The following is a 19,862-nucleotide window of genomic DNA, read 5'->3' as shown; positions in this document are numbered from 1 at the left end:
GCTCAGCTCGCGGCAGGCGGCTTGGCCACCGAACACAGGCGGATCGAGTCGGCGAGGATCTCAATCGCTTTGGGCCGTGGGAAGCTGGCGCGCCAGGCGATCGCCACGGTGCGGAACGGCACCGGCGGCGTCAGTGGGCGCACTGCGATGACGCCGGGGGCGTAGTGATGGCTGTCCACCGCCGACAGCGGCAGGATTGAAATGCCCAGGCCGGAAGCGACCATGTGGCGAATGGTTTCCAGGGAACTGGATTCCACGGTGGTGTGCTTGGCACCGTCGTTGCCCTTGGTCAGGGTCGGGCAGGCTTCCAGCACCTGGTCGCGGAAGCAGTGGCCTTCGCCGAGCAGCAGCAGGCTCTTGTCGTTGAGCAGGCCGGCATCGATGGTGTCTTTTTGTGTCCACGGATGGGAGGCGGGCATCAACACGTAGAACGGCTCGTCGTAGAGCGGCAGGGTCAGTACGTCTGCTTCGTTGAACGGTAAGGCGATGATGATCGCGTCCAACTCGCCGTTGCGCAGTTTGTCGCGCAATACGTGGGTGAAGTTTTCTTCGATATACAGCGGCATCTGCGGCGCAACGCGATGCAGTTGCGGGATCAGGTGCGGAAACAAGTATGGGCCGACGGTGTAGATGGCGCCGACTTTCAGCGGTGCGGTCAGCTGGTTTTTGCCGGCCTGGGCCAGTTCGCGAATGCTTTGCGCCTGCTCCAGCACCTTCTGGGCCTGGGCCACGATGCCTTCGCCCACCGGGGTGAGGCGCACGGCGCTCTTGCTGCGCTCGAAAATCAGCACACCGAGTTCGTCTTCAAGCTTTTTCACGCCCACCGACAGCGTCGGCTGGCTGACGTGGCAACGCTCGGCCGCGTGGCCGAAGTGCTGCTCTTGGGCGAGGGTAACGATGTAGCGTAATTCTGTAAGAGTCATAGCGGGCGTCCATGAGGTTGCGGGCCAAGCATACCGGCTGCAATCGATAGACGCACGTTATCAGAACTTTGGTTGGGATTGAGCGGGGAGTGCGGAGGATTTAGCTGAAAAACGGATTTTTTGAGGCAGTGAAATCAAATGTGGGAGCGGGCTTGCCAGCGATGCAAGCACCTCGGTCTATCAGTTGCACCAAGGTGATGCTATCGCAGGCAAGCCCGTTCCCACACAAGCTGACTCCTGCAACCTTCAGCGGCGACGCTTCTCAATGTTGTACACGAACGGTGCAACGATCTCGATGCTGCCGCCTTTCAACATATAGGCTGGTGGCTTGGGCAGCGGCTGGGCACGACGGATCATGTCCAGGGTCGCGCGGTCCAGGTCGGCATTGCCGGAGCGGCCCACCAACTCATAGGACAGCACGTTGCCTTCGGCATCCACCACAAACTTCAGGCGGTTCAGGCCTTCTTTGCCACGAGCCTGGGCACCTGGTGGGTACTTCTTGTACTTCTGCAAGTGCGCCAACAGTGCGCCTTCCCAAGACGCTTTGGCGGCGACCTGTTGCGGCGAAGGGCCAGGCACGGGCTGGGCCGATTTTTCCGCTGGCGTGTTAGTTGGTGGAGCGTCGCTCGGCGGTTCCTCGGAGGGTTTCTCCTTGGGTGGCTCGATCTTTTTCTCCACAGGCTTGGGCGGCTGCGGTTTTGGCTTGGGCTTGACCGGCTTGGGCGCCTGGATCGTCGGCTTGGGTGCCTCGGCCATTTTCGGCAGGGGCAGCTCTTCGACCGGTGCAGGCGGTTGCGGCGGAGTGACCACCTTGGGCGGTGCAGGCGGCGGTGGGGCTGGCATCGGTGCCAGGTCGATGACCATGGCGGCCGGTGGCAACTGCACCGTACGCGGCGCTGACCAATGCAGCGCGATAGCGATCGCGACGGCATGCACGCCCAGTACGACGGCGAGGCTGGTGCCATAACGCGTCAGTTTGTGGCGCGTTGTGATCATTTCTTGGCTGCCGTCTCAAGTCCAACCAGGCCTACCTTGAGGTAGCCGGCTGCCCGCAGGGCGTCCATCACGCTCATCAGGTCGCCATAGTCCACGCCTTTGTCAGCCTGGAAGAAGATCGTCGTGTCTTTCTTGCCTTGGGTCTTGGCGTCGAGCACCGGCCCCAGGGTTTCCGTCTTGACTTCTTCTTCACCCAGGAACAGGCGTTGGTCCGCCTTGACGCTGAGGAAGATGGGTTTTTCCGGCCGCGGCGCCGGCTTGGCGCTGGACGCGGGCAGGTCAACCTTGATGTCCACGGTCGCCAACGGTGCGGCCACCATGAAGATGATCAGCAGCACCAGCATCACGTCGATAAACGGCGTGACGTTGATTTCGTGGTTCTCGACGAGTTCGTCGTCGCCTTGATTCAAATGCAGGCCCATGGCCGATTACCCCACTTTCACCATGTGCGGTTGCGAGCTGCGCTCGGTAGGCAGGTGATCGAGGTCGCGGCTGACCAGCAGCAGGACTTCAGCCGACGCGTCCGATACCTGGGCCTTGTAGCCGGCTATCGAGCGGGCGAAGACGTTGTAGATCACTACCGCAGGAATCGCGGCAACCAGGCCCAGTGCAGTAGCCAGCAGGGCTTCGGCGATGCCGGGGGCAACGACGGCAAGGTTGGTGGTTTGGGTTTTGGCGATGCCGATGAAGCTGTTCATGATGCCCCACACGGTACCGAACAGGCCGACGAAGGGTGCGGTCGAGCCGATGGTTGCCAGCACGCCGGTGCCGCTGCTCATGTTTCGACCGCAGGCCGCCACTAGGCGCTCCAGGCGGAAGGCCACGCGTTCCTTGATGCCTTCTTTTTCGCGGGCGTTGGCCGACAGGCGCATTTCTTCCAGCGCGTCGTGCACCAGGGTGTTGGCCAGAGTGCCTTTCTTGGTCGCGCTTTCGCTCGCTTCCTTAAGGGTGGTGGCCTTTTTCAGGTGGACGATTTCGCTGCGCAGGCGACGCTTGGCACCCAGCAGTTCGAGGCCTTTGGCGATCCAGATGGTCCAGGTGATGATCGAGGCAATGGCCAGGCCGATCATGACGGCTTTCACCACGACGTCGGCGTTCTGATACATGCCCCACGGCGACAGGTCGTGGGCCATGCCCAAGGTGTTGTCTTCTTCCAGAACTACGCCGGTGTCGTCGGCGGAGGCTGGGTCAGCAGCCTGGGCCGGGTCGGTAGCGGCTGGCGCGGCGGCCGGTGCGGCAGCAGCTGCCGGTGCGGCAGCAGCAGGCGGGGTAGCTGGCGCGGTGGCATCAGCCAAGGCGGCGGTCGGTGCCAGCAGAACGCTGAACAGCAGCGCAGCAATCGCGCGCCAAGCGCGGGACGGGCTGTGAAGCTTGGTTGGCGAAGCGGGGGTTGTATTACGTGTCATGCTGGCCGGACCTGAGTAAAAAAATGAGTGATCGTCCTTCCAGACCCAAGGGGTCGAGGACAAATGGGCGGTTATTATTGCAAGTAATTCTTGTTAACAAAAGTAATACAGTAACTTTATTTATGCTTTTTCTGGCCGGCGATCCACCGAGGCGGCTAACCTAGACCTTTCAATACGGAGTTTTGTGATGTCAGCGCCTTCTGTTGTGATTGCCGGCTGTGGCGATGTAGGTAGTCGGCTGGCAAGCCAATTGCTCGCCTCGGGATGGGAGGTGCATGGCTTGCGGCGGGATATTTCGCGGCTCCCTGACGGTGTGATAGGCATTGCTGGCGACCTGTTCAACAAGGATTGCCCTGACACCTGGCCGATCGGCGGGGTGGATTACCTGGTGTACTGCGCCGCCGCGACTGACCACGACGAAGCCGGCTATCGCGCCGCTTATGTAGAAGGGCTGAAACACGTACTGGAGTGGTTGGGCGACTACGGTCAGGAGCCGAAACATTTGTTGTTTGTTTCCAGCAGCAGCGTCTATGGGCAGCAGAATGGAGAGTGGGTCGACGAAACGTCGGAGACTCAAGCCAAGGGTTATTCCGGGCAAGTGATGCTGGAGGCTGAGCAAGTGGCGCTCAATAGTGGCATTCCGGCCAGCATCGTCCGATTGACCGGTATTTATGGCCCAGGCCGCGAATGGCTGCTGACCCAGGTTCGCCAGGGCTACCGTGTCGCAATTGATCCGCCTTTATATGGCAACCGGATTCATGCGGATGATGCGGCGGGCTTGTTGGCGTTTTTGTTGCGGCATGTGGAGCAGGGTGGCTCGCTGGATGAGATCTACATCGGCGTCGACGATGCGCCCGCTCCGCTGGCGGAAGTGGTGGCGTGGTTGCGCGAGTATCTGGGTGTGACGGAGTGGTCCGAGGATGCGAGTGTGCGTCGTGCGGGCAGCAAGCGATGCAGTAATCCGCGGGCGAAGGCGCTGGGTTGGACGCCGACCTATCCAACTTACCGCGAAGGCTACGCGGCGATCCTCAGAGGCTGAAACACAGTTAAAAAATATGGGAGCGGCGGTGCGCCGCGCCCACATTTGAATCTGTGTTTGGCTGCTTAATTACTTTTCCAGCAACCACTGCCGCGGTCCGGGCGTAAACGAAGGCACTTCATCCGCTCCCGCAGTATTGATCGCCTGGAAGATTTCCAGCTGCTTGCCCTTGCGCACAAAAATCCACGGGTTGCCCTGGCCGTTGAGTTGCAGCCAGATGCTGTCATAGCCGCCGCTCATCGAGGCGCAATCACCGGCCAGGCACAGCGAGTACCGATCAACATTAGGCAAGCCGACAACCTTGCCGTCAGCCTGGAACTGCACGATGGCGCCGCTACCGAAGCCGTCGGTGATCTTCCAGTCGCCGCCCATGTAGGCCGCGTAAAGCGCACGCTCAAAGTTCGCGCCGATGGGAGCACCGTCCGGCGCGGGGTCCTTGGGGCGGGCAAGCAGCTGTGCTGGCTCGTTGTCGTTGGCCGATTGCAGCAGTTGTTCACCTTTACGCTTGAGCTCGGTGGCTGAGCTGCCGTAGAAGTCTACGCTCCAGGCGCCGGATTTCTCACCCAGCAACTTGCCTTCGGCTACTTCAAAACCGTTGTAGTAGCGCGCCTGCGCGGCCTTGGTATTAACCTCCCATTCGAGGTTAGGGCCATAGCTTTGCAGGGCTTCACGCAAAGGGCCGCCCTTGGCTGCCGCATCGATGGCGACCTGGTTGATCCAGGTGCCGCTCACGTCCAGGTCGGCAGGGTTGCTGGCGCAGCCGCCGAGCAGCAGGGCGAGCAATGATGAGGCTACAAGCGCTTTGCGCATCATGAAATCCTTTTAAAACGAAGTCGGCGCAGCCTATGGGAGGGCCGCGCCGGGTGTTTTACTCGATGACCAGAATCGCGTCCATCTCAACCTGCGCACCCTTTGGCAGGGCAGCAACGCCGATAGCGGCGCGGGCTGGGTACGGCTGTTCGAAGTACTTGCCCATGATCTCGTTGACCTTGGCGAAGTGGCTCAGGTCGGTGAGGAAAATGTTCAGCTTGACGATGTCCTTGAACGAACCACCGGCAGCTTCAGCAACCGACTTGAGGTTTTCGAAGACCTGCACAGTCTGTGCTTCAAAGCCTTCCACCAGTTCCATGGTCTTCGGGTCCAGTGGGATCTGGCCGGACATGTAGACGGTGTTGCCCGCCTTGATCGCCTGGGAGTAAGTGCCGATCGCGGCCGGGGCTTTCTCGCTGGTGATAACGGTCTTGGTCATTTATGACTCCTTGTAAGAGGTGGTGACGTATTTGAAGCCCTATGCCCGCATACGGGTGATGCGGATCACACCGATCAGGGCGCGCAGTTTCTTGATCACGCGGGCTAGGTGCACACGGTCGTGCACGCTGACCACCAGCTGGACCACGCTGATGCGACCATCGCGCTCGTCCATGCTGATTTTCTCGATATTGCCGTCGGCCGCGTTGACGCTGCTGGCCAGCAGGGCGATCAGGCCGCGTTGGTGTTCCAGCTCCACGCGCAACTCGACGTTGAATTCGCCGGTGACATCCTTGGCCCACGAGAGCTGGATGCATTTTTCCGGGTTGTGACGGACTTCGGTGATGTTCCGGCAGTTGTCCAGGTGCACCACCATGCCTTTGCCCGCCGACAAGTGGCCGACAATCGGGTCGCCCGGGATCGGCGTGCAACACTTGGCGTAGCTGAGCACCAAGCCTTCGGTGCCGCGAATCGCCAGTGGGCCTTCCGGGCTTGGTAGCTGTTCACCTTCGCCGAGCAAGCGGCGGGCGACGACGTAGGCCATGCGGTTGCCCAGGCCGATATCTTCCAGCAGGTCTTCGATGGTTTCCTGGCGATACTCGTGAAGCATCGCTTGCACGCGCTCTGTAGGAACTTTGTCCAGGGCACTGTCGAAACCATTAAGTACCTTGTTCAGCAGGCGTTCGCCGAGGCTGATGGATTCGGAGCGGCGCTGCAGCTTCAGGGCGTGACGGATATGTGTGCGCGCTTTGCCGGTGACCACAAAGTTGAGCCAGGCTGGGTTCGGGCGTGCGCCCGGTGCGCTGACGATCTCGACCGTGGAGCCGCTTTGCAGCGGTTCGGACAGCGGCGCGAGGCGGCGATTGATCCGACAGGCAATGCAGCTGTTGCCCACGTCGGTGTGCACTGCGTAGGCAAAGTCGACCGCCGTGGAGCCTTTGGGCAGTTCCATGATCCGGCCTTTGGGCGTGAACACGTAGACCTCGTCCGGGAACAGGTCGATCTTCACGCTTTCGATAAATTCGAGGGAGTTGCCGGCACGTTGCTGCATTTCCAGCACGCCCTTGACCCACTGGCGGGCGCGGGCATGTGTGCCTTTGGGCTGCTCGTCGCCGCTGGATTTGTACAGCCAATGGGCGGCGATGCCGTTGTTGGCCATCTCTTCCATTTCGCGGGTGCGGATCTGGATTTCGATCGGCACCCCGTGCATACCGAACAGCGTGGTATGCAGCGACTGGTAGCCGTTGGCCTTGGGAATCGCGATGTAGTCTTTGAAGCGGCCGGGCAGGGGCTTGTACAAATTATGTACAGCGCCGAGCACGCGGTAGCAGGTGTCGACCTTGTCGACGATGATCCGGAACGCGTACACGTCCATGATCTCGTTGAAGGCCCGACGCTTGCCGCGCATCTTTTTGTAGATGCCGTAGAGGTGCTTCTGCCGCCCGCTGACTTCGCCTTCGATCTCGTCGATCGCGAGGCAATGGCTCAGCGACTCTTCGATTTTGTTGACGATTTCCTTGCGGTTGCCCCGGGCGCGTTTGACCGCCTGGTAGATGCGCGCCGAACGCATCGGGTGCATGGCTTTGAAGCCGAGGTCTTCGAACTCGATACGAATGGCATGCATGCCCAGCCGGTTGGCGATGGGCGCGTAGATTTCCAGGGTTTCCTTGGCGATGCGCCGGCGCTTTTCGCCGGACAGCACTTCCAGCGTGCGCATGTTGTGCAGCCGGTCTGCCAGCTTGACCAGAATCACCCGAATGTCGCGGGCCATGGCCATGGCCATCTTCTGGAAGTTTTCCGCCTGGGCTTCGGCCTTGGTCTCGAAGTTCATCTGGGTCAGTTTGCTGACCCCGTCGACCAGTTCGGCCACGGTTTCACCGAACTGCGCTTGCAGCGCTTCTTTGGCGATACCGGTGTCTTCGATCACGTCATGCAGCATTGCGGCCATCAGGCTTTGATGGTCCATGTGCATGTCGGCAAGAATATTTGCCACCGCAAGGGGATGCGTGACATACGCCTCGCCACTACGGCGGCGTTGCCCGTCGTGGGCTTGTTCGGCGTAGAAATACGCTCGGCGGACCAGGTTGACCTGGTCTGGGCCGAGGTAGGCCGATAAGCGATCGGCGAGGGCGTCTATGCTCGGCAAAGTGTTAACTCCTGCCGTTGGCTGTGACCCCGCGCCGTGCTACGTCGACCAGGCATAGGCTTAGACGGCCTCGTTGGACTCGTCCTCGAACGCTGCAAACAGCGGTTCGTCTTCAACGATTTCGGCGTTGGCGATGAACTCGTAGCTCATCAGCCCTTCAGCGATTTCACGCAGCGCCACAACGGTAGGCTTGTCGTTTTCCCACTGGACCAATGGCTCTTTGCCGCCAGTGGCCAGTTGACGGGCACGCTTGGTAGAGAGCATGACCAGCTCAAAGCGGTTATCCACGTGTTCTAGGCAGTCTTCAACGGTTACGCGGGCCATGGTATTCCTCGGAGCGAATGCAAGATGCGCGCTGCCCGGTTGGGCAAGCGGACTAAACAGTTTAAAAAATCACCAGCGTTTAGGGAAGCGCTGATTTTTCTCAGGCCCTCGCAAAACCGCTACAAGCGCCAATGTAAAGCCCTTGCAGCGGTTTTGGGAAGAGCCAATCAGCCGAGCAGTTCGGCCAGTAATTTGCCGAAACGCTGTTGTTGGCGCTTTTGCTGGAGCTGGTTGGTGCGGAAAATCGCCTTCAAATCGTCCAAAGCGTGGGCAAAATCGTCGTTGATGATCAGGTAGTCATAGTCGACGTAATGGCTCATTTCGCTGACGGCCTCACGCATGCGGCCTTCGATGATCTCGTCGCTGTCCTGGCCGCGATTTTTCAAGCGCTGGTGCAAGGCTTCAAGCGAAGGAGGCAGGATAAAGATCGAACGCGCCTTGGGCATCAGCTGGCGCACTTGCTCGGCGCCCTGCCAGTCGATTTCCAGAATCAGGTCGTGGCCTTCGTCCAGGGTCTGCTGCAAGTGGCTTTGCGACGTGCCGTAGAGGTTGCCGAAGACTTCGGCGCGCTCGAGGAAGTCGCCGTGCTCGATCATCTTGACGAACTCGGTGCGTTCGACGAAGTGATAGTGCACGCCGTTCACCTCACCCGGGCGCATGGCGCGGGTGGTGTGGGAAACCGAGATGCGGATCTGCTCGTCAGCGTCGGTCAGGGCCTTGACGAGGCTGCTTTTGCCCGCGCCCGAGGGGGCGGAAATGATGTAAAGGGTGCCGGTGCTGTGGGTCATGGAGGTTGCCTTACTCAATATTCTGTACTTGTTCGCGCATCTGCTCGATCAACACTTTGAGGTTGACCGCAGCCGTAGTGCTACGCGGATCGAACGCCTTGGAGCCCAGTGTATTGGCTTCGCGGTTGAGTTCCTGCATCAGGAAGTCCAGGCGCCGACCGGCGGCTCCTCCCGATTTGAGCACGCGGCGCACTTCAAGGATGTGGGTGCTCAGACGATCAAGCTCCTCGGCGACGTCGCTCTTTTGCGCCAGCAACACCATTTCCTGTTCCAGGCGCACCGGGTCGAGATCAGCCTTCATGTCGGTAAAGCGGTCGAGCACCTTCTGGCGCTGGGTGGCGAGCATCTGCGGCACCAGCTCGCGCAGGGTGACCACGTCTGCTTCGATGGAGGTAAGACGCTCGCTGATCAGGCGTGCCAGCTCGGCGCCTTCGCGCTCGCGGCCGGCCTTGAGCTCCTTCAAGCCCTGGTTGAACAGGGCGAGGGCTTCGGCGTTGAGGGCTTGCGGGTCGGTGGCGTCGGCCACCAATACGCCAGGCCAAGCCAGCACTTCCAGTGGGTTGAGCGCGGCAGGTTGCTTGATCAGGCCGGCGATGGTCTCGGCGGCGGCCACCAATTGTGCCGCGCGGTCGCGATCAACCTGCAGCGGCTTGCCGGTGGTTTCCTCGGTAAAGCGCAGGGTGCATTCCAGCTTGCCACGGGAGATGCCCTGGCGCAGCGCCTCACGCACGGCGCCTTCGAGGTCGCGGAATGACTCCGGCAGACGCAGGTGCGGTTCCAGGTAGCGGCTGTTGACCGAGCGCAGCTCCCAGCTCAGGGTGCCTTGTACGCCGGCTTTTTCGACGCGGGCGAAGGCGGTCATGCTGTGCACCATGGAGGTACCTCGCGTTGCAGTCCCGCAATCACGGGCTGATGGTTAAGAAGGCGCAGGATTGTAGCGCAGTGGGGCGAGCACGCCCAAACTCGACCATTCGTAACAGGATTTTTTAGCAGTGCCCCGAATCGGCTCGCGGCTCTATAATGCTCGGCAGTTTTTCGTCCTCAGTACAGGTGTCTCCCTATGAAACGTCCAAGTGGTCGCGCTGCCGATCAGCTCCGCTCGATCCGCATCACCCGCAACTACACCAAACACGCCGAGGGGTCTGTACTGGTCGAGTTTGGCGATACCAAGGTGATCTGCACCGTCAGCGTCGAAAACGGCGTACCGCGTTTCCTTAAAGGTCAGGGCCAGGGTTGGTTGACCGCCGAGTACGGCATGCTGCCGCGTGCCACCGGTGAGCGTAACCAGCGTGAAGCCAGCCGTGGCAAGCAAGGCGGCCGCACCCTGGAAATCCAGCGCTTGATCGGTCGTTCCCTGCGCGCAGCCCTGGATATGTCCAAGCTGGGCGACGTGACCCTGTACGTCGACTGCGACGTGATCCAGGCCGACGGCGGCACCCGCACCGCGTCCATCACCGGCGCCATGGTCGCCCTGGTTGATGCACTCAAAGTGATCAAGAAGCGTGGCGGCCTGAAAGGCGGTGACCCGCTCAAGCAAATGATCGCTGCCGTATCGGTAGGCATGTACCAGGGCGAGCCTGTGCTGGACCTCGACTACCTGGAAGACTCGGCCGCCGAGACCGACCTGAACGTGGTGATGACCAGCACGGGTGGCTTCATCGAAGTGCAGGGCACTGCCGAAGGCGCGCCGTTCCAGCCGGCTGATCTGAACGCGATGCTGGCCTTGGCCCAGAAAGGCATGACCGAGATTTTCGAACTGCAGAACGCCGCCCTGGCTGACTGAGTCGGCCTCAAGGAGAAACGCCATGAATGACAGCCAGATGCCGGTGCCTACGCCTTCCTACGAAGTGCGTCAGGGGGCAATGTTGTGCCATCTCGCGGCGTTTCTGGGGTTTGTGTTCCCCTTCGGCAGTGTCGTGGGGCCGCTGATCCTGTGGCAGATGAAGAAGGAAGTGGACCCGTTCATTGATGATCAGGGCAAGGAAGCCCTGAACTTCCAGATCACCGTGGCCATCGCCTGGATGGTTTGCATCGTGCTGGCCTTCGCGGTGGTTGGGTTTTTCCTGATGTTCGCCCTGGCGATCGCCACGGTGGTGCTGACCATCATTGGTAGCATCAAGGCCAACAAGGGCATTGCCTATCGCTATCCCTTGACCTGGCGCGTGATCAAATAATGAACAGGCACAAAAAAACCGACAGCGATGTCGGTTTTTTTGTGCCTGGAAAAAGACCTTAGATAGTCAGTGTCCAGTCGTAGTCCACGATCAGCGGCGCGTGCTGCGAGAAGCGCGGCTGGCGCGGCAGGCGTGCGCTGCGAACGAACCGGCGCAGACCTGGGGTCAGCAACTGGTAGTCGAAACGCCAGCCCAGGTTAAGCATCTCAGCCTGTTCGTTGTCCGGCCACCAGCTGTACTGGTCGCCTTCGCGGCTGACTTCGCGCAGGGCATCCACATAGCCCATGTTGCCGACAATCTCGTCCATCCAGGCGCGCTCTGGCGCCAGGAAGCCCGGGGATTGCTGGCTGTCGCGCCAGTTCTTGATATCCAGCTTTTGTTGCGCCACGTACAGCGAGCCACAATAAATGTACTCGCGACGTTTGCGCCGCTGTTTATCCAGATAACGGGCGAAATCGTCCATTAGCTTGAACTTCTGGTTCAAGTCTTCATCGCCGTTCTGCCCCGAAGGGAGCAGCAAGGTCGCGATGCTGACCTTATCGAAATCGGCTTGCAGGTAGCGCCCGTAGCGGTCGGCTGTCTCGAAGCCGAGGCCGCTGATGACCGCCTTGGGTTGCAACCGCGAATACAAAGCCACGCCACCTTGGGTGGGCACTTCGGCATCGCAGGCATAAAGGAAGTAGCCATCCAGTTGGAAGGCTGGGTCGTCCAGTTCAAAGGCGGAGGCGCGGGTATCCTGCAGGCAGATGACGTCGGCATTCTGGGCTTGCAGCCAACTGAGCAAACCACGCTCGACTGCAGCCTGAATACCATTAACGTTCACACTGATGATCCGCATAAATGGCCCCAAAAATCGCGTGCGTGTATGATACACGCCGTCTACCTAATTAGCTAAATCCGTGGTATCTGAGGCTTTTTTCATGCAGGCGTATCAACGCGATTTCATTCGTTTTGCCATCGATCGCGGCGTTTTGCGCTTCGGTGAGTTCACTCTGAAGTCCGGGCGCACCAGCCCGTACTTTTTCAATGCAGGCTTGTTCAACTCGGGTTCGGCCCTGGCTCAGTTGGGTCGTTTCTACGCGGCAGCCATCGTTGAAAGCGGTATTTCCTTCGACGTTTTGTTCGGTCCGGCCTACAAGGGCATTCCCCTGGCAGCTGCGACTGCCGTGGCACTGGCTGAGCATCACGGGCGGGACCTGCCGTGGTGCTTCAACCGCAAAGAGGCCAAGGCCCATGGCGAAGGTGGCAGCCTGGTGGGCGCGCCGCTCACCGGCGATGTGTTGATCATCGATGACGTGATCACTGCCGGTACTGCCATCCGCGAAGTGATGCAGATCATCGCGTCCCAGGACGGCGCCAAGGCCGCCGGTGTACTGATCGCGCTGAACCGCCAGGAGCGTGGCAACGGAGCGTTGTCGGCAATTCAGGAAGTGGAGCGCGATTTCGGTATTCCGGTAGTGAGCATCGTGTCGCTGAACCAGGTACTGCAGTTCCTGGAGGATGATCCTCAGCTCAAGCAACACCTGCCGGCTGTGCGTGCGTACCGCGAGCAATTCGGCGTCTGACACAGTAAATCCTGTGGAGTGGGCGTGTGTGCGGGCTTGTTCGCGAAGGCGGTCTTTCAGTGATACGGGTGCTGACTGATCCACCGCTTTCGCGAGCACGCCCGCTCTCACAGGGGATCTCCCCATTGCTGCAAAATCAGTGTCCAAAAAAAGGCCCCGCTCAATCAAATTGAGCGGGGCCTTTTTGTTTGCAGTGTTTAAGGACGCTTGCGGTTACTGATCAGTGTGCCCACACCCGTGTCGGTGAAGATTTCCAGCAGGATCGCGTTCGGTACCCGGCCATCCAGGATCAATGAGCTGCCCACGCCGCCTTGCACCGCTTCCAGCGCGCAACGGATTTTCGGCAGCATGCCGCCGTAGATGGTGCCGTCGGCGATCAACTCGTCCACTTGTTGAGTGGTCAGGCCGGTCAACACCTTGCCTTCCTTGTCCATCAGGCCGGCGATGTTGGTCAGCAGCATCAGCTTTTCAGCCTTCAGCGCTTCGGCCACCTTACCGGCCACCAGGTCGGCGTTGATGTTGTAGGACTCGCCGTTTTCACCCACGCCTATTGGCGCGATCACCGGGATGAAGTCACCTTTCACCAGCAGGTTCAGCAGGTCTGTGTTGATGCCGATGACTTCACCCACCTGGCCGATGTCGATGATTTCCGGTTGGGTCATCTCCGGCGTCTGGCGGGTCACCGTCAGTTTTTTTGCGCGGATCAGCTCCGCGTCCTTGCCGGTCAGGCCAATGGCGCTGCCGCCGTGGCGGTTGATCAGGTTGACGATGTCCTTGTTGACCTGGCCGCCGAGGACCATCTCCACCACGTCCATGGTTTGCGCGTCAGTGACGCGCATGCCATCGATGAAGTGACTCTCGATCGACAAGCGCTTGAGCAGATCGCCGATTTGCGGGCCACCACCGTGGACTACCACCGGGTTGATCCCCACGGCTTTCATCAACACGATGTCGCGGGCAAAGCCGGTTTTCAGCTCTTCGCTTTCCATGGCATTGCCGCCGTACTTGATCACCAGCGTCTTGCCGACGTAGCGTCGGATGTAAGGCAACGCTTCGGAAAGGACCTTGGCAGTGTTGGCAGCGGCTTCGCGTTCGAGGGTCATTCAGGGCTCCGGTTAAAAATCAGAACGGTAATTGGAGATCAGGGGCAACACGTTTCAACTGGGCGTGGAACACGTCCTTGATGCGCTGCAACTCAGCCTCGGTATCCGCCTCGAAACGCAGGACCAGCACCGGTGTGGTGTTGGACGCGCGAACCAGGCCCCAGCCTTTGGCGTAATCGACTCGCACACCATCAATGGTGGTCAGGTTAGCGCCTTCGCCCCATTGCGCATCGTGCAGTGCGTCAATGATGCTGAATTTGCTCTCCTCGGTCACATGGATATTGATCTCTGGCGTAGAAATATCATTCGGGAAGGTCTGAAACAGCTCTTCGGCTGTGGATTTTTCCTTGCTGAGGATCTCCAGCAGACGGGCGGCGCTGTAAATGCCGTCGTCAAACCCGAACCAGCGCTCCTTGAAGAACACATGGCCGCTCATTTCGCCGGCCAACAGCGCGCCGGTTTCCTTCATTTTCTTTTTGATCAACGAGTGACCGGTCTTCCACATTAGCGGGCGACCGCCATATTCCTTGATCAGTGGCGTGAGGCGGCGGGTGCACTTCACGTCGAAGATGATCTCGGCGTTGGGGTTGCGCGCCACCACATCGCGGGCGAACAGCATCAGCAGGCGATCCGGGAACACGATTTCGCCGGTTTCGGTCACCACACCCACGCGGTCGCCGTCACCGTCGAAGGCCAGGCCCACGTCAGCCCCGGTTTCCTTGACCTTGGCGATCAGGTCCACCAGGTTTTCAGGCTTGCCCGGGTCTGGGTGATGGTTCGGGAAGTTGCCGTCGACGTCGCAGAACAAGGGGATCACTTCGCAGTTAAGGGCTTCGAGCAACTGCGGAGCGATCACGCCGGCCGCGCCGTTGCCGCAGTCCACCACCACTTTCAGGCGGCGTGCGAGTTTGACGTCGCCGGTGATTTCATCAGAGTAGCGCTGCAGGATGTCGACTTTGGTGACGGTGCCCTGGCCGCTGGCCAGGTTGTTGGTCTTCAGGCGGTTGTGCAGGGCCTGGATCTGTTCGTTGGCCAGGGTGTCGCCAGCGATGACGATCTTGAAGCCGTTGTAGTCCGACGGGTTATGGCTGCCGGTGAGCATCACTCCGGACTTGCCGGCCAGTACGTTGGCTGCGTAGTACAGCGCAGGCGTCGGCACCAGGCCCACGTCGCTGACATGGCAACCGCTGTCGGCCAGGCCCTGGATCAACTGTTCCACCAATTCCGGGCCGGACAGGCGACCGTCACGGCCAACCGAGACGTTGGGCTCGCCCTGGGCCTGGCTCTGTGAGCCGATGGCACGGCCAATCCAGTAGGCTGTTTCGGCAGTCAGGGTCTTGGGCACCACGCCACGAATGTCATAGGCGCGAAAGATGCTGTCGGGGAATGTCGGGGCTACGCGGGCTGCGGTACTCATCGCGGGGGGAAACTCCATCTGAAGGGGGCAAGGCTAGCCTCAATGTGGCTGACCGGCAGGCTCAAACTGAAGGGTATGACGGTGTTTTCGGCAGAGAGTTCGTGGTGCAAAAATGCCATCGGCGTGCTGGCTCCGACTTGTTTTCTGCGTAATGCGTTGATTTATATGGAGAAATCTCGCTGATAAAATCCGCGCATTCTTCGTCCTGAAAGCCCAGCGGTGGCGTCGGGCCGGGCAACGGCGCCCGGCCAGATTCAGCTTAGTCAGTGGCTGCCGGAATGCCCGAACCCGCCCGCGCCGCGCTGGGTTTCGTCGAACTCCTCTACCAGTTCGAAATGCGCCTGTACGACCGGCACCAGTACCAACTGGGCAATGCGCTCGCCGACGGCGATGTTGAACGCGGTCTGGCCACGGTTCCAGCACGACACCATCAGTTCGCCTTGGTAGTCCGAGTCGATCAGGCCCACCAGGTTGCCCAGCACGATGCCATGTTTATGGCCCAGGCCGGAGCGCGGCAGGATCAGCGCAGCCAAGCCAGGGTCGCCGACATAGATCGACAGGCCCGTTGGAATCAGAATGGTCTGGCCCGGCTCAAGCACCGTGTCTTGCTTGAGCATGGCGCGCAGGTCGAGGCCGGCGGAGCCCGGGGTGGCGTAGGCCGGCAGCGGGAATTCGTTGCCGATGCGTGGGTCGAGAATCTTGGCTTGCAAAGCGTGCATGGACATTAAACCTGGTTCAGCCGTTGGGCGATAAAAGAGATCAGTTGGCGGGCAATCTTGCCCTTGCTGGTCTGGGCGAAAAGGGTGGCGTGCAGCTCGCGGTCGATCACGCTGCACGCGTTTTCCTCACTGTTGAAGCCGATGCTCGGGTTGGCGACATCATTGGCAACGATCAGGTCGAGGTTTTTGTCTTTCAATTTGCGTGCTGCGTAGTCCAGCAAATGCTCGGTCTCGGCCGCGAAGCCGACACTGAACGGACGGTCCGGGCGCGTGGCGATGGTGGCCAGGATGTCCGGGTTACGCACCATTTGCAGGAGCAGGCCGTCACCGCTCGTAGGGTCTTTCTTGAGCTTTTGCGGGGCGACGACTTCCGGGCGGTAGTCCGCAACCGCTGCCGAGGCGATAAACAGGTCGCACGGAATGGCCGCCTCACAGGCCGCGAGCATGTCGCGGGCGCTGACTACGTCGATTCGCGTGACCCGATCCGGGGTCGGCAAATGCACCGGGCCGGTGATCAAGGTAACGCGTGCGCCTGCCTCGACCGCCGCTTCGGCCAGCGCAAAGCCCATTTTTCCTGAGCTATGGTTGGTGATGTAGCGCACCGGGTCGATGTTTTCCTGGGTCGGGCCAGCCGTGATCAGCACATGCTTGCCGGTGAGCGCCAAGTGCTGGAAGCACTCGGCGGCGCACTGGGCCAGGTCGGTGGCTTCAAGCATGCGACCCATGCCGACATCGCCGCAGGCCTGGCTGCCGGACGCCGGGCCGAATACCTTGAGGCCACGGCTTTGCAAGAGTTGGGTGTTGGCCTGGGTGGCCGGGTCGCGCCACATGGCCTGGTTCATGGCCGGGGCGATGGCGACGGTGGCGTCCGTGGCCAGTACCAGGGTGGTCAGCAGGTCATCGGCGATGCCTTGGGCCAGGCGCGCGATCAGGTCGGCGGTGGCCGGGGCGATCAGCACCAGGTCGGCCCATTTGGCCAGCTCGATATGGCCCATGGCGGCCTCGGCCGCCGGGTCCAGCAGATCCAGGTGAACCGGGTGCCCGGACAAGGCCTGCATGGTCAACGGCGTGATGAACTCACTGCCGCCGCGAGTCATGACCACGCGCACTTCGGCGCCTTGGTCCAGAAGCCTGCGGACCAGCTCTGCGCTCTTGTAGGCGGCAATGCCGCCGCCAACGCCGAGAACGATGCGTTTCCGATACAGACGCTGCATTGGTTTGCCTTTCCAGTTCAGTGATGCCAGTTCAGTGGCGCCTGCGATGCCCCCTCCCCAGGGGAAATCGCGGCAAAAAAGAGGGCCTACGATAACACAGCGTCCGCGAGGCAACAGCGGTGCACGTGGCGCACAGGACGCATATGGAAAGGGAGGCGGGATGAGTATTCGCGATTGGCCAGCAGCAGAGCGGCCGCGAGAGAAGCTTTTGGAATGGGGCGCAGCGAGCCTGTCGGATGCCGAGTTGCTGGCGATCTTCCTGCGTACCGGGGTCGCTGGCAGGAGCGCGGTGGACCTGGCGCGCCATCTGTTGGCGCAATTCGGTGGCTTGCGCCCATTGTTGGAGGCCAGCCAGGCGCTGTTCAACCAGCAATTGGGCCTTGGGCCGGCGAAATTTGCGCAGTTGCAGGCAGTGCTGGAAATGTCCCGGCGACATATGGCCGAGCGCCTGCGTAAGGATTCGGTGCTGGAAAGCCCGGTAGCCGTGCGTGATTACCTGAAGGCTTTGCTGCGCCATGAGCCTCACGAGATCTTCGGTTGCCTGTTTCTCGACTCAAAACACAGGGTGCTGGGTTTCGAAGCGTTATCCCAGGGCACCATTGACGCGGCGATGGTTTACCCCCGGCAAGTGGTCAAGCGCGCCTTGGCATATAACGCGGCGGCATTGATTCTGTGCCACAACCATCCTTCCGGCAGCGCAGAGCCCAGTGCGGCTGATCGAAAATTGACCAAGTTGCTGCAAAAGGCCTTGGAAGTAGTGGACGTGCGGGTACTGGATCACATCATCGTGGGGGATGGCGATCCGTTGTCGATGGCTGAATATGGGTGGATGTAAGCCCGCCCATTGGGGCGGGCTTGGTTGTCAGGGCTTGATGCTGACCTTGGAGAAATCCTGGCGCCCGAACGGGCTCACCTGATAGCCCTCGACATTCTTGCGGGTCAGGGCAAATGCCGTAGGGTGCGCCAATGGCAGCCACAACGCTTGCTGCTGGATCTGCGCCTGGGCCTGCTGATACAGCTTGCTGCGTACCCCCTGCTCGCTGGTGGTCTTGCCGGCGCTGATCAGCTTGTCCAGGGCTGGGTCGCAGTAGCGGGCGAAATTGGTGCCGGACTTGACTGCCGCACAGGAGAACTGTGGGGTAAGGAAGTTATCCGGGTCGCCGTTGTCGCCGGCCCAACCCATGAACAGCAAGTCGTGCTCGCCGGCTTTGGCGCGGCGAATCAACTCGCCCCATTCGATCACGCGGATCTCGGCCTGGATGCCGACCTTGGCCAGGTCAGCCTGCAGCAGTTGTGCGCCGAGGTTGGGGTTGGGGTTCAGCAGGCTGCCGGTGGGGCGGGTCCAGATAGTGGTCTTGAACCCATCCTTGAGCCCGGCACGGTTGAGCAGCGCCTTGGCCTTGGCGAGGTCCTGTGGATAACCGGGCAGCTCTTTGGCGTAGCTCCAGGTGTTGGGCGGGAAAGGCCCGTTCGCGGCTTCGGCAGTGCCTTCAAACACGGCCTTGAGGTAGCTGCCCTTGTCGAAGGCCAGGTTGATCGCTTGGCGTACTTCGGGCTTGTCCAGGGGCGGGTGCTGGGTGTTGATGGCCACGAAGGCGGTCATGAAGGCGGCGGTTTTCTCCACCTTGAGCGCCGGGTCTTTTTCGGCCTCGCCCACGTCCAGCGGCTTGGGCGAAAGGGCAATCTGGCATTCATTGCGGTGCAATTTCTGCAGGCGCACGTTGGCGTCAGGCGTGATCGCGAAGATCAAGTTATCCACAGCCGGTTTGCCGGCGAAGTAGTCCGGGTTGGCCTTGTAGCGCACCACGGCGTCTTTCTGGAAGCGGCTGAAGATGAACGGCCCGGTGCCGATGGGCTGGCTGTTGAGCTTCTGCTGCGTGCCGGCCTTGAGCAGTTTGTCGGCGTATTCGGCCGGGTAGATCGAGGCAAAGCCCATGCTCAGGGCGGCGAGGAAGGTGGAGTCGGCGTGATCCAGGGTGAAGCGCACGGTCAGCGGGTCGAGGGCGTCGATCTTCTTGACCAGTGCGGGCAACTGCAGCGACTGCGCATGGGGGAAACCGCTCTGGGCGATCTTGTGCCAAGGGTTGGCCGGGTCGAGCATGCGTTCGAAGCTGAAGCGCACGTCTTCCGCGGTCAGTGTACGGCTAGGGGTGAAGTATTCGGTGCGATGAAATTTCACATCCGGGTGCAGCTTGAAGGTATAGGTCAGGCCATCCGCTGAAACGTTCCAGCTGTCTGCCAGGCTTGGCACCAATTTGCCGCTGGCCGCGTCGTAGTCCACCAGGCGGTTCATCAGCACGTCGGCTGAAGCATTGGTGGTGGTCAGTGAGTTGTATTGCACCACATCGAACCCTTCGGGGCTGGCCTCGGTGCAAACGCTCAGATTGGTGGCAGCAACAGCCGCCGGAGCGATAAATAGAGGGGCAAGCAAGAGCGGTAGGGCAGCGAGGCGCATGTTCGGTTTCCTTTGCAGATCGAAGGCCCATCTGCGAGTGCAGTCTGGAAAAGTTCTACCGTAGAGGTCTGATAGATAAATGACTAGCCCATTTTTGCCTGTGCTTTTGCCTGAAATGCTGTTTTGATGGCGCCTCAGCGCGTTCCGCCGTGCACTTCACTGCGCGCGCGGGCGCTGTAAATCATTCTGTGCGACGAGTGGTCGATTGTTACTGCGGCCCCTATTAGCAACGGTTCAGGCGTTTGCCGCCGAGATTTACGCCGGTAAAAACACACGGGCTGTTGTTGCAATAGGGTCTTTCTGGTATAAAGCAGCGCTCTTTTCTAGGGGCCCGGTTCCTTCGCT

21 protein-coding genes and 1 pseudogene are annotated in these 19,862 nt (G+C 60.6%); 6 read left to right on the top strand and 16 right to left on the bottom strand.

Annotated features, from left to right (window positions below; genetic code table 11):
* Positions 1 to 2: 2 nt before the first annotated feature.
* From AACY08_RS20015 to exbB, 4 genes are all read right to left on the bottom strand, one after another.
* Positions 3 to 923, bottom strand: a complete 921-nt coding sequence (locus AACY08_RS20015) for a hydrogen peroxide-inducible genes activator (protein WP_003213305.1) — start codon at positions 921 to 923, stop codon at positions 3 to 5.
* Positions 924 to 1,169: 246 nt separating this feature from the next.
* Positions 1,170 to 1,919 carry an energy transducer TonB gene (locus AACY08_RS20010; RefSeq protein ID WP_339415081.1) on the bottom strand — a complete coding sequence of 250 codons (750 nt, stop codon included), beginning with the start codon at positions 1,917 to 1,919 and terminating at the stop codon, positions 1,170 to 1,172.
* The gene (exbD, locus tag AACY08_RS20005; protein WP_017526806.1) at positions 1,916 to 2,341 is read right to left on the bottom strand and encodes a TonB system transport protein ExbD; all 426 of its coding nucleotides are present in this window, start codon (positions 2,339 to 2,341) and stop codon (positions 1,916 to 1,918) included. The genes AACY08_RS20010 and exbD overlap by 4 nt, the downstream gene beginning before the upstream one ends.
* Positions 2,342 to 2,347: 6 nt before the next feature.
* Positions 2,348 to 3,325 carry a tonB-system energizer ExbB gene (gene exbB / locus AACY08_RS20000; RefSeq protein WP_339471078.1) on the bottom strand — a complete coding sequence of 326 codons (978 nt, stop codon included), beginning with the start codon at positions 3,323 to 3,325 and terminating at the stop codon, positions 2,348 to 2,350.
* A gap of 187 nt (positions 3,326 to 3,512) precedes the next feature.
* Here exbB and AACY08_RS19995 point away from each other — a divergent pair, with 187 nt between their 5' ends.
* Positions 3,513 to 4,364: an SDR family oxidoreductase gene (locus tag AACY08_RS19995; RefSeq protein WP_339471076.1), complete on the top strand. Its 852-nt coding sequence runs from the start codon at positions 3,513 to 3,515 to the stop codon at positions 4,362 to 4,364.
* A gap of 69 nt (positions 4,365 to 4,433) precedes the next feature.
* Here the strand turns inward: AACY08_RS19995 and AACY08_RS19990 are convergent, their stop codons facing one another.
* From AACY08_RS19990 to AACY08_RS19965, 6 genes are all read right to left on the bottom strand, one after another.
* Positions 4,434 to 5,174, bottom strand: a complete 741-nt coding sequence (locus AACY08_RS19990) for a hypothetical protein (protein ID WP_339471074.1) — start codon at positions 5,172 to 5,174, stop codon at positions 4,434 to 4,436.
* 58 nt (positions 5,175 to 5,232) lie between these two features.
* Positions 5,233 to 5,613: a RidA family protein gene (locus AACY08_RS19985; RefSeq protein ID WP_339471072.1), complete on the bottom strand. Its 381-nt coding sequence runs from the start codon at positions 5,611 to 5,613 to the stop codon at positions 5,233 to 5,235.
* A 39-nt stretch (positions 5,614 to 5,652) separates the two neighbouring features.
* Positions 5,653 to 7,758, bottom strand: a complete 2,106-nt coding sequence (gene spoT / locus AACY08_RS19980) for a bifunctional GTP diphosphokinase/guanosine-3',5'-bis pyrophosphate 3'-pyrophosphohydrolase (protein WP_339415086.1) — start codon at positions 7,756 to 7,758, stop codon at positions 5,653 to 5,655.
* 60 nt (positions 7,759 to 7,818) lie between these two features.
* Positions 7,819 to 8,082: a DNA-directed RNA polymerase subunit omega gene (rpoZ, locus tag AACY08_RS19975; protein WP_003176920.1), complete on the bottom strand. Its 264-nt coding sequence runs from the start codon at positions 8,080 to 8,082 to the stop codon at positions 7,819 to 7,821.
* Positions 8,083 to 8,249: 167 nt separating this feature from the next.
* Positions 8,250 to 8,870 carry a guanylate kinase gene (gmk, locus tag AACY08_RS19970; RefSeq protein WP_065875477.1) on the bottom strand — a complete coding sequence of 207 codons (621 nt, stop codon included), beginning with the start codon at positions 8,868 to 8,870 and terminating at the stop codon, positions 8,250 to 8,252.
* A gap of 10 nt (positions 8,871 to 8,880) precedes the next feature.
* Entirely contained in the window at positions 8,881 to 9,744 is an 864-nt protein-coding gene (locus tag AACY08_RS19965) for a YicC/YloC family endoribonuclease (RefSeq protein WP_339471071.1), read from the bottom strand.
* Between the two features lie 186 nt (positions 9,745 to 9,930).
* On the opposite strand from AACY08_RS19965, the gene rph reads away from it, so the two are divergent.
* Positions 9,931 to 10,653, top strand: coding sequence for a ribonuclease PH (gene rph, locus AACY08_RS19960; RefSeq protein WP_003213280.1), 723 nt, complete (start codon positions 9,931 to 9,933; stop codon positions 10,651 to 10,653).
* Positions 10,654 to 10,675: 22 nt separating this feature from the next.
* Entirely contained in the window at positions 10,676 to 11,044 is a 369-nt protein-coding gene (locus AACY08_RS19955) for a DUF4870 domain-containing protein (protein ID WP_065875476.1), read from the top strand.
* 58 nt (positions 11,045 to 11,102) lie between these two features.
* Here the strand turns inward: AACY08_RS19955 and AACY08_RS19950 are convergent, their stop codons facing one another.
* Complete coding sequence (locus AACY08_RS19950) at positions 11,103 to 11,882, bottom strand: exodeoxyribonuclease III (RefSeq protein WP_003195493.1); 780 nt, start codon at positions 11,880 to 11,882, stop codon at positions 11,103 to 11,105.
* Between the two features lie 82 nt (positions 11,883 to 11,964).
* Between AACY08_RS19950 and pyrE the strand changes: the two genes are divergently transcribed.
* Positions 11,965 to 12,609 (top strand): orotate phosphoribosyltransferase, encoded by a 645-nt coding sequence (pyrE, locus tag AACY08_RS19945; protein ID WP_339471070.1) that lies wholly within the window; start codon positions 11,965 to 11,967, stop codon positions 12,607 to 12,609.
* 197 nt (positions 12,610 to 12,806) lie between these two features.
* On the opposite strand, the gene argB is transcribed toward pyrE, so the two are convergent.
* Together argB and AACY08_RS19935 are read right to left on the bottom strand one after the other, a co-directional pair.
* Entirely contained in the window at positions 12,807 to 13,712 is a 906-nt protein-coding gene (gene argB, locus AACY08_RS19940; protein WP_339471068.1) for an acetylglutamate kinase, read from the bottom strand.
* A 19-nt stretch (positions 13,713 to 13,731) separates the two neighbouring features.
* Positions 13,732 to 15,138 (bottom strand): annotated as a pseudogene (locus AACY08_RS19935) (phosphomannomutase/phosphoglucomutase); the annotation flags it as partial.
* 33 nt (positions 15,139 to 15,171) lie between these two features.
* Between AACY08_RS19935 and AACY08_RS19930 the strand changes: the two are divergent.
* Entirely contained in the window at positions 15,172 to 15,312 is a 141-nt protein-coding gene (locus AACY08_RS19930) for a hypothetical protein (RefSeq protein ID WP_339471066.1), read from the top strand.
* Positions 15,313 to 15,392: 80 nt separating this feature from the next.
* On the opposite strand, the gene dut is transcribed toward AACY08_RS19930, so the two are convergent.
* Entirely contained in the window at positions 15,393 to 15,848 is a 456-nt protein-coding gene (gene dut, locus AACY08_RS19925) for a dUTP diphosphatase (protein WP_003213270.1), read from the bottom strand.
* Between the two features lie 5 nt (positions 15,849 to 15,853).
* Positions 15,854 to 17,062, bottom strand: a complete 1,209-nt coding sequence (gene coaBC / locus AACY08_RS19920; RefSeq protein WP_043048060.1) for a bifunctional phosphopantothenoylcysteine decarboxylase/phosphopantothenate--cysteine ligase CoaBC — start codon at positions 17,060 to 17,062, stop codon at positions 15,854 to 15,856.
* A 160-nt stretch (positions 17,063 to 17,222) separates the two neighbouring features.
* Between coaBC and radC the strand changes: the two genes are divergently transcribed.
* Positions 17,223 to 17,897: a RadC family protein gene (gene radC / locus AACY08_RS19915; RefSeq protein ID WP_339415090.1), complete on the top strand. Its 675-nt coding sequence runs from the start codon at positions 17,223 to 17,225 to the stop codon at positions 17,895 to 17,897.
* Between the two features lie 27 nt (positions 17,898 to 17,924).
* On the opposite strand, the gene AACY08_RS19910 is transcribed toward radC, so the two are convergent.
* Positions 17,925 to 19,517 (bottom strand): ABC transporter substrate-binding protein, encoded by a 1,593-nt coding sequence (locus AACY08_RS19910; protein ID WP_339436652.1) that lies wholly within the window; start codon positions 19,515 to 19,517, stop codon positions 17,925 to 17,927.
* Positions 19,518 to 19,862: the final 345 nt, after the last annotated feature.

It is taken from the genome of Pseudomonas sp. EL_65y_Pfl1_R83 (assembly GCF_963970695.1).
Lineage (GTDB): Bacteria > Pseudomonadota > Gammaproteobacteria > Pseudomonadales > Pseudomonadaceae > Aquipseudomonas > Aquipseudomonas tritici.
This window is presented reverse-complemented; position numbering and strand designations above follow the sequence as displayed.

Coding starts and splice junctions, on each gene's coding strand:
- AACY08_RS20010 (WP_339415081.1), bottom strand. CDS start 1,919: ATGATCACAACGCGCCACAAACTGACGCGTTATGGCACCAGCCTCGCC.
- AACY08_RS19930 (WP_339471066.1), top strand. CDS start 15,172: ATGTGGCTGACCGGCAGGCTCAAACTGAAGGGTATGACGGTGTTTTCG.
- AACY08_RS19950 (WP_003195493.1), bottom strand. CDS start 11,882: ATGCGGATCATCAGTGTGAACGTTAATGGTATTCAGGCTGCAGTCGAG.
- gmk (WP_065875477.1), bottom strand. CDS start 8,870: ATGACCCACAGCACCGGCACCCTTTACATCATTTCCGCCCCCTCGGGC.
- AACY08_RS19990 (WP_339471074.1), bottom strand. CDS start 5,174: ATGCGCAAAGCGCTTGTAGCCTCATCATTGCTCGCCCTGCTGCTCGGC.
- AACY08_RS19965 (WP_339471071.1), bottom strand. CDS start 9,744: ATGGTGCACAGCATGACCGCCTTCGCCCGCGTCGAAAAAGCCGGCGTA.
- exbB (WP_339471078.1), bottom strand. CDS start 3,325: ATGACACGTAATACAACCCCCGCTTCGCCAACCAAGCTTCACAGCCCG.
- AACY08_RS19910 (WP_339436652.1), bottom strand. CDS start 19,517: ATGCGCCTCGCTGCCCTACCGCTCTTGCTTGCCCCTCTATTTATCGCT.
- rph (WP_003213280.1), top strand. CDS start 9,931: ATGAAACGTCCAAGTGGTCGCGCTGCCGATCAGCTCCGCTCGATCCGC.
- AACY08_RS20015 (WP_003213305.1), bottom strand. CDS start 923: ATGACTCTTACAGAATTACGCTACATCGTTACCCTCGCCCAAGAGCAG.
- argB (WP_339471068.1), bottom strand. CDS start 13,712: ATGACCCTCGAACGCGAAGCCGCTGCCAACACTGCCAAGGTCCTTTCC.
- dut (WP_003213270.1), bottom strand. CDS start 15,848: ATGCACGCTTTGCAAGCCAAGATTCTCGACCCACGCATCGGCAACGAA.
- rpoZ (WP_003176920.1), bottom strand. CDS start 8,082: ATGGCCCGCGTAACCGTTGAAGACTGCCTAGAACACGTGGATAACCGC.
- AACY08_RS19955 (WP_065875476.1), top strand. CDS start 10,676: ATGAATGACAGCCAGATGCCGGTGCCTACGCCTTCCTACGAAGTGCGT.
- coaBC (WP_043048060.1), bottom strand. CDS start 17,062: ATGCAGCGTCTGTATCGGAAACGCATCGTTCTCGGCGTTGGCGGCGGC.
- exbD (WP_017526806.1), bottom strand. CDS start 2,341: ATGGGCCTGCATTTGAATCAAGGCGACGACGAACTCGTCGAGAACCAC.
- AACY08_RS19985 (WP_339471072.1), bottom strand. CDS start 5,613: ATGACCAAGACCGTTATCACCAGCGAGAAAGCCCCGGCCGCGATCGGC.
- AACY08_RS19995 (WP_339471076.1), top strand. CDS start 3,513: ATGTCAGCGCCTTCTGTTGTGATTGCCGGCTGTGGCGATGTAGGTAGT.
- radC (WP_339415090.1), top strand. CDS start 17,223: ATGAGTATTCGCGATTGGCCAGCAGCAGAGCGGCCGCGAGAGAAGCTT.
- pyrE (WP_339471070.1), top strand. CDS start 11,965: ATGCAGGCGTATCAACGCGATTTCATTCGTTTTGCCATCGATCGCGGC.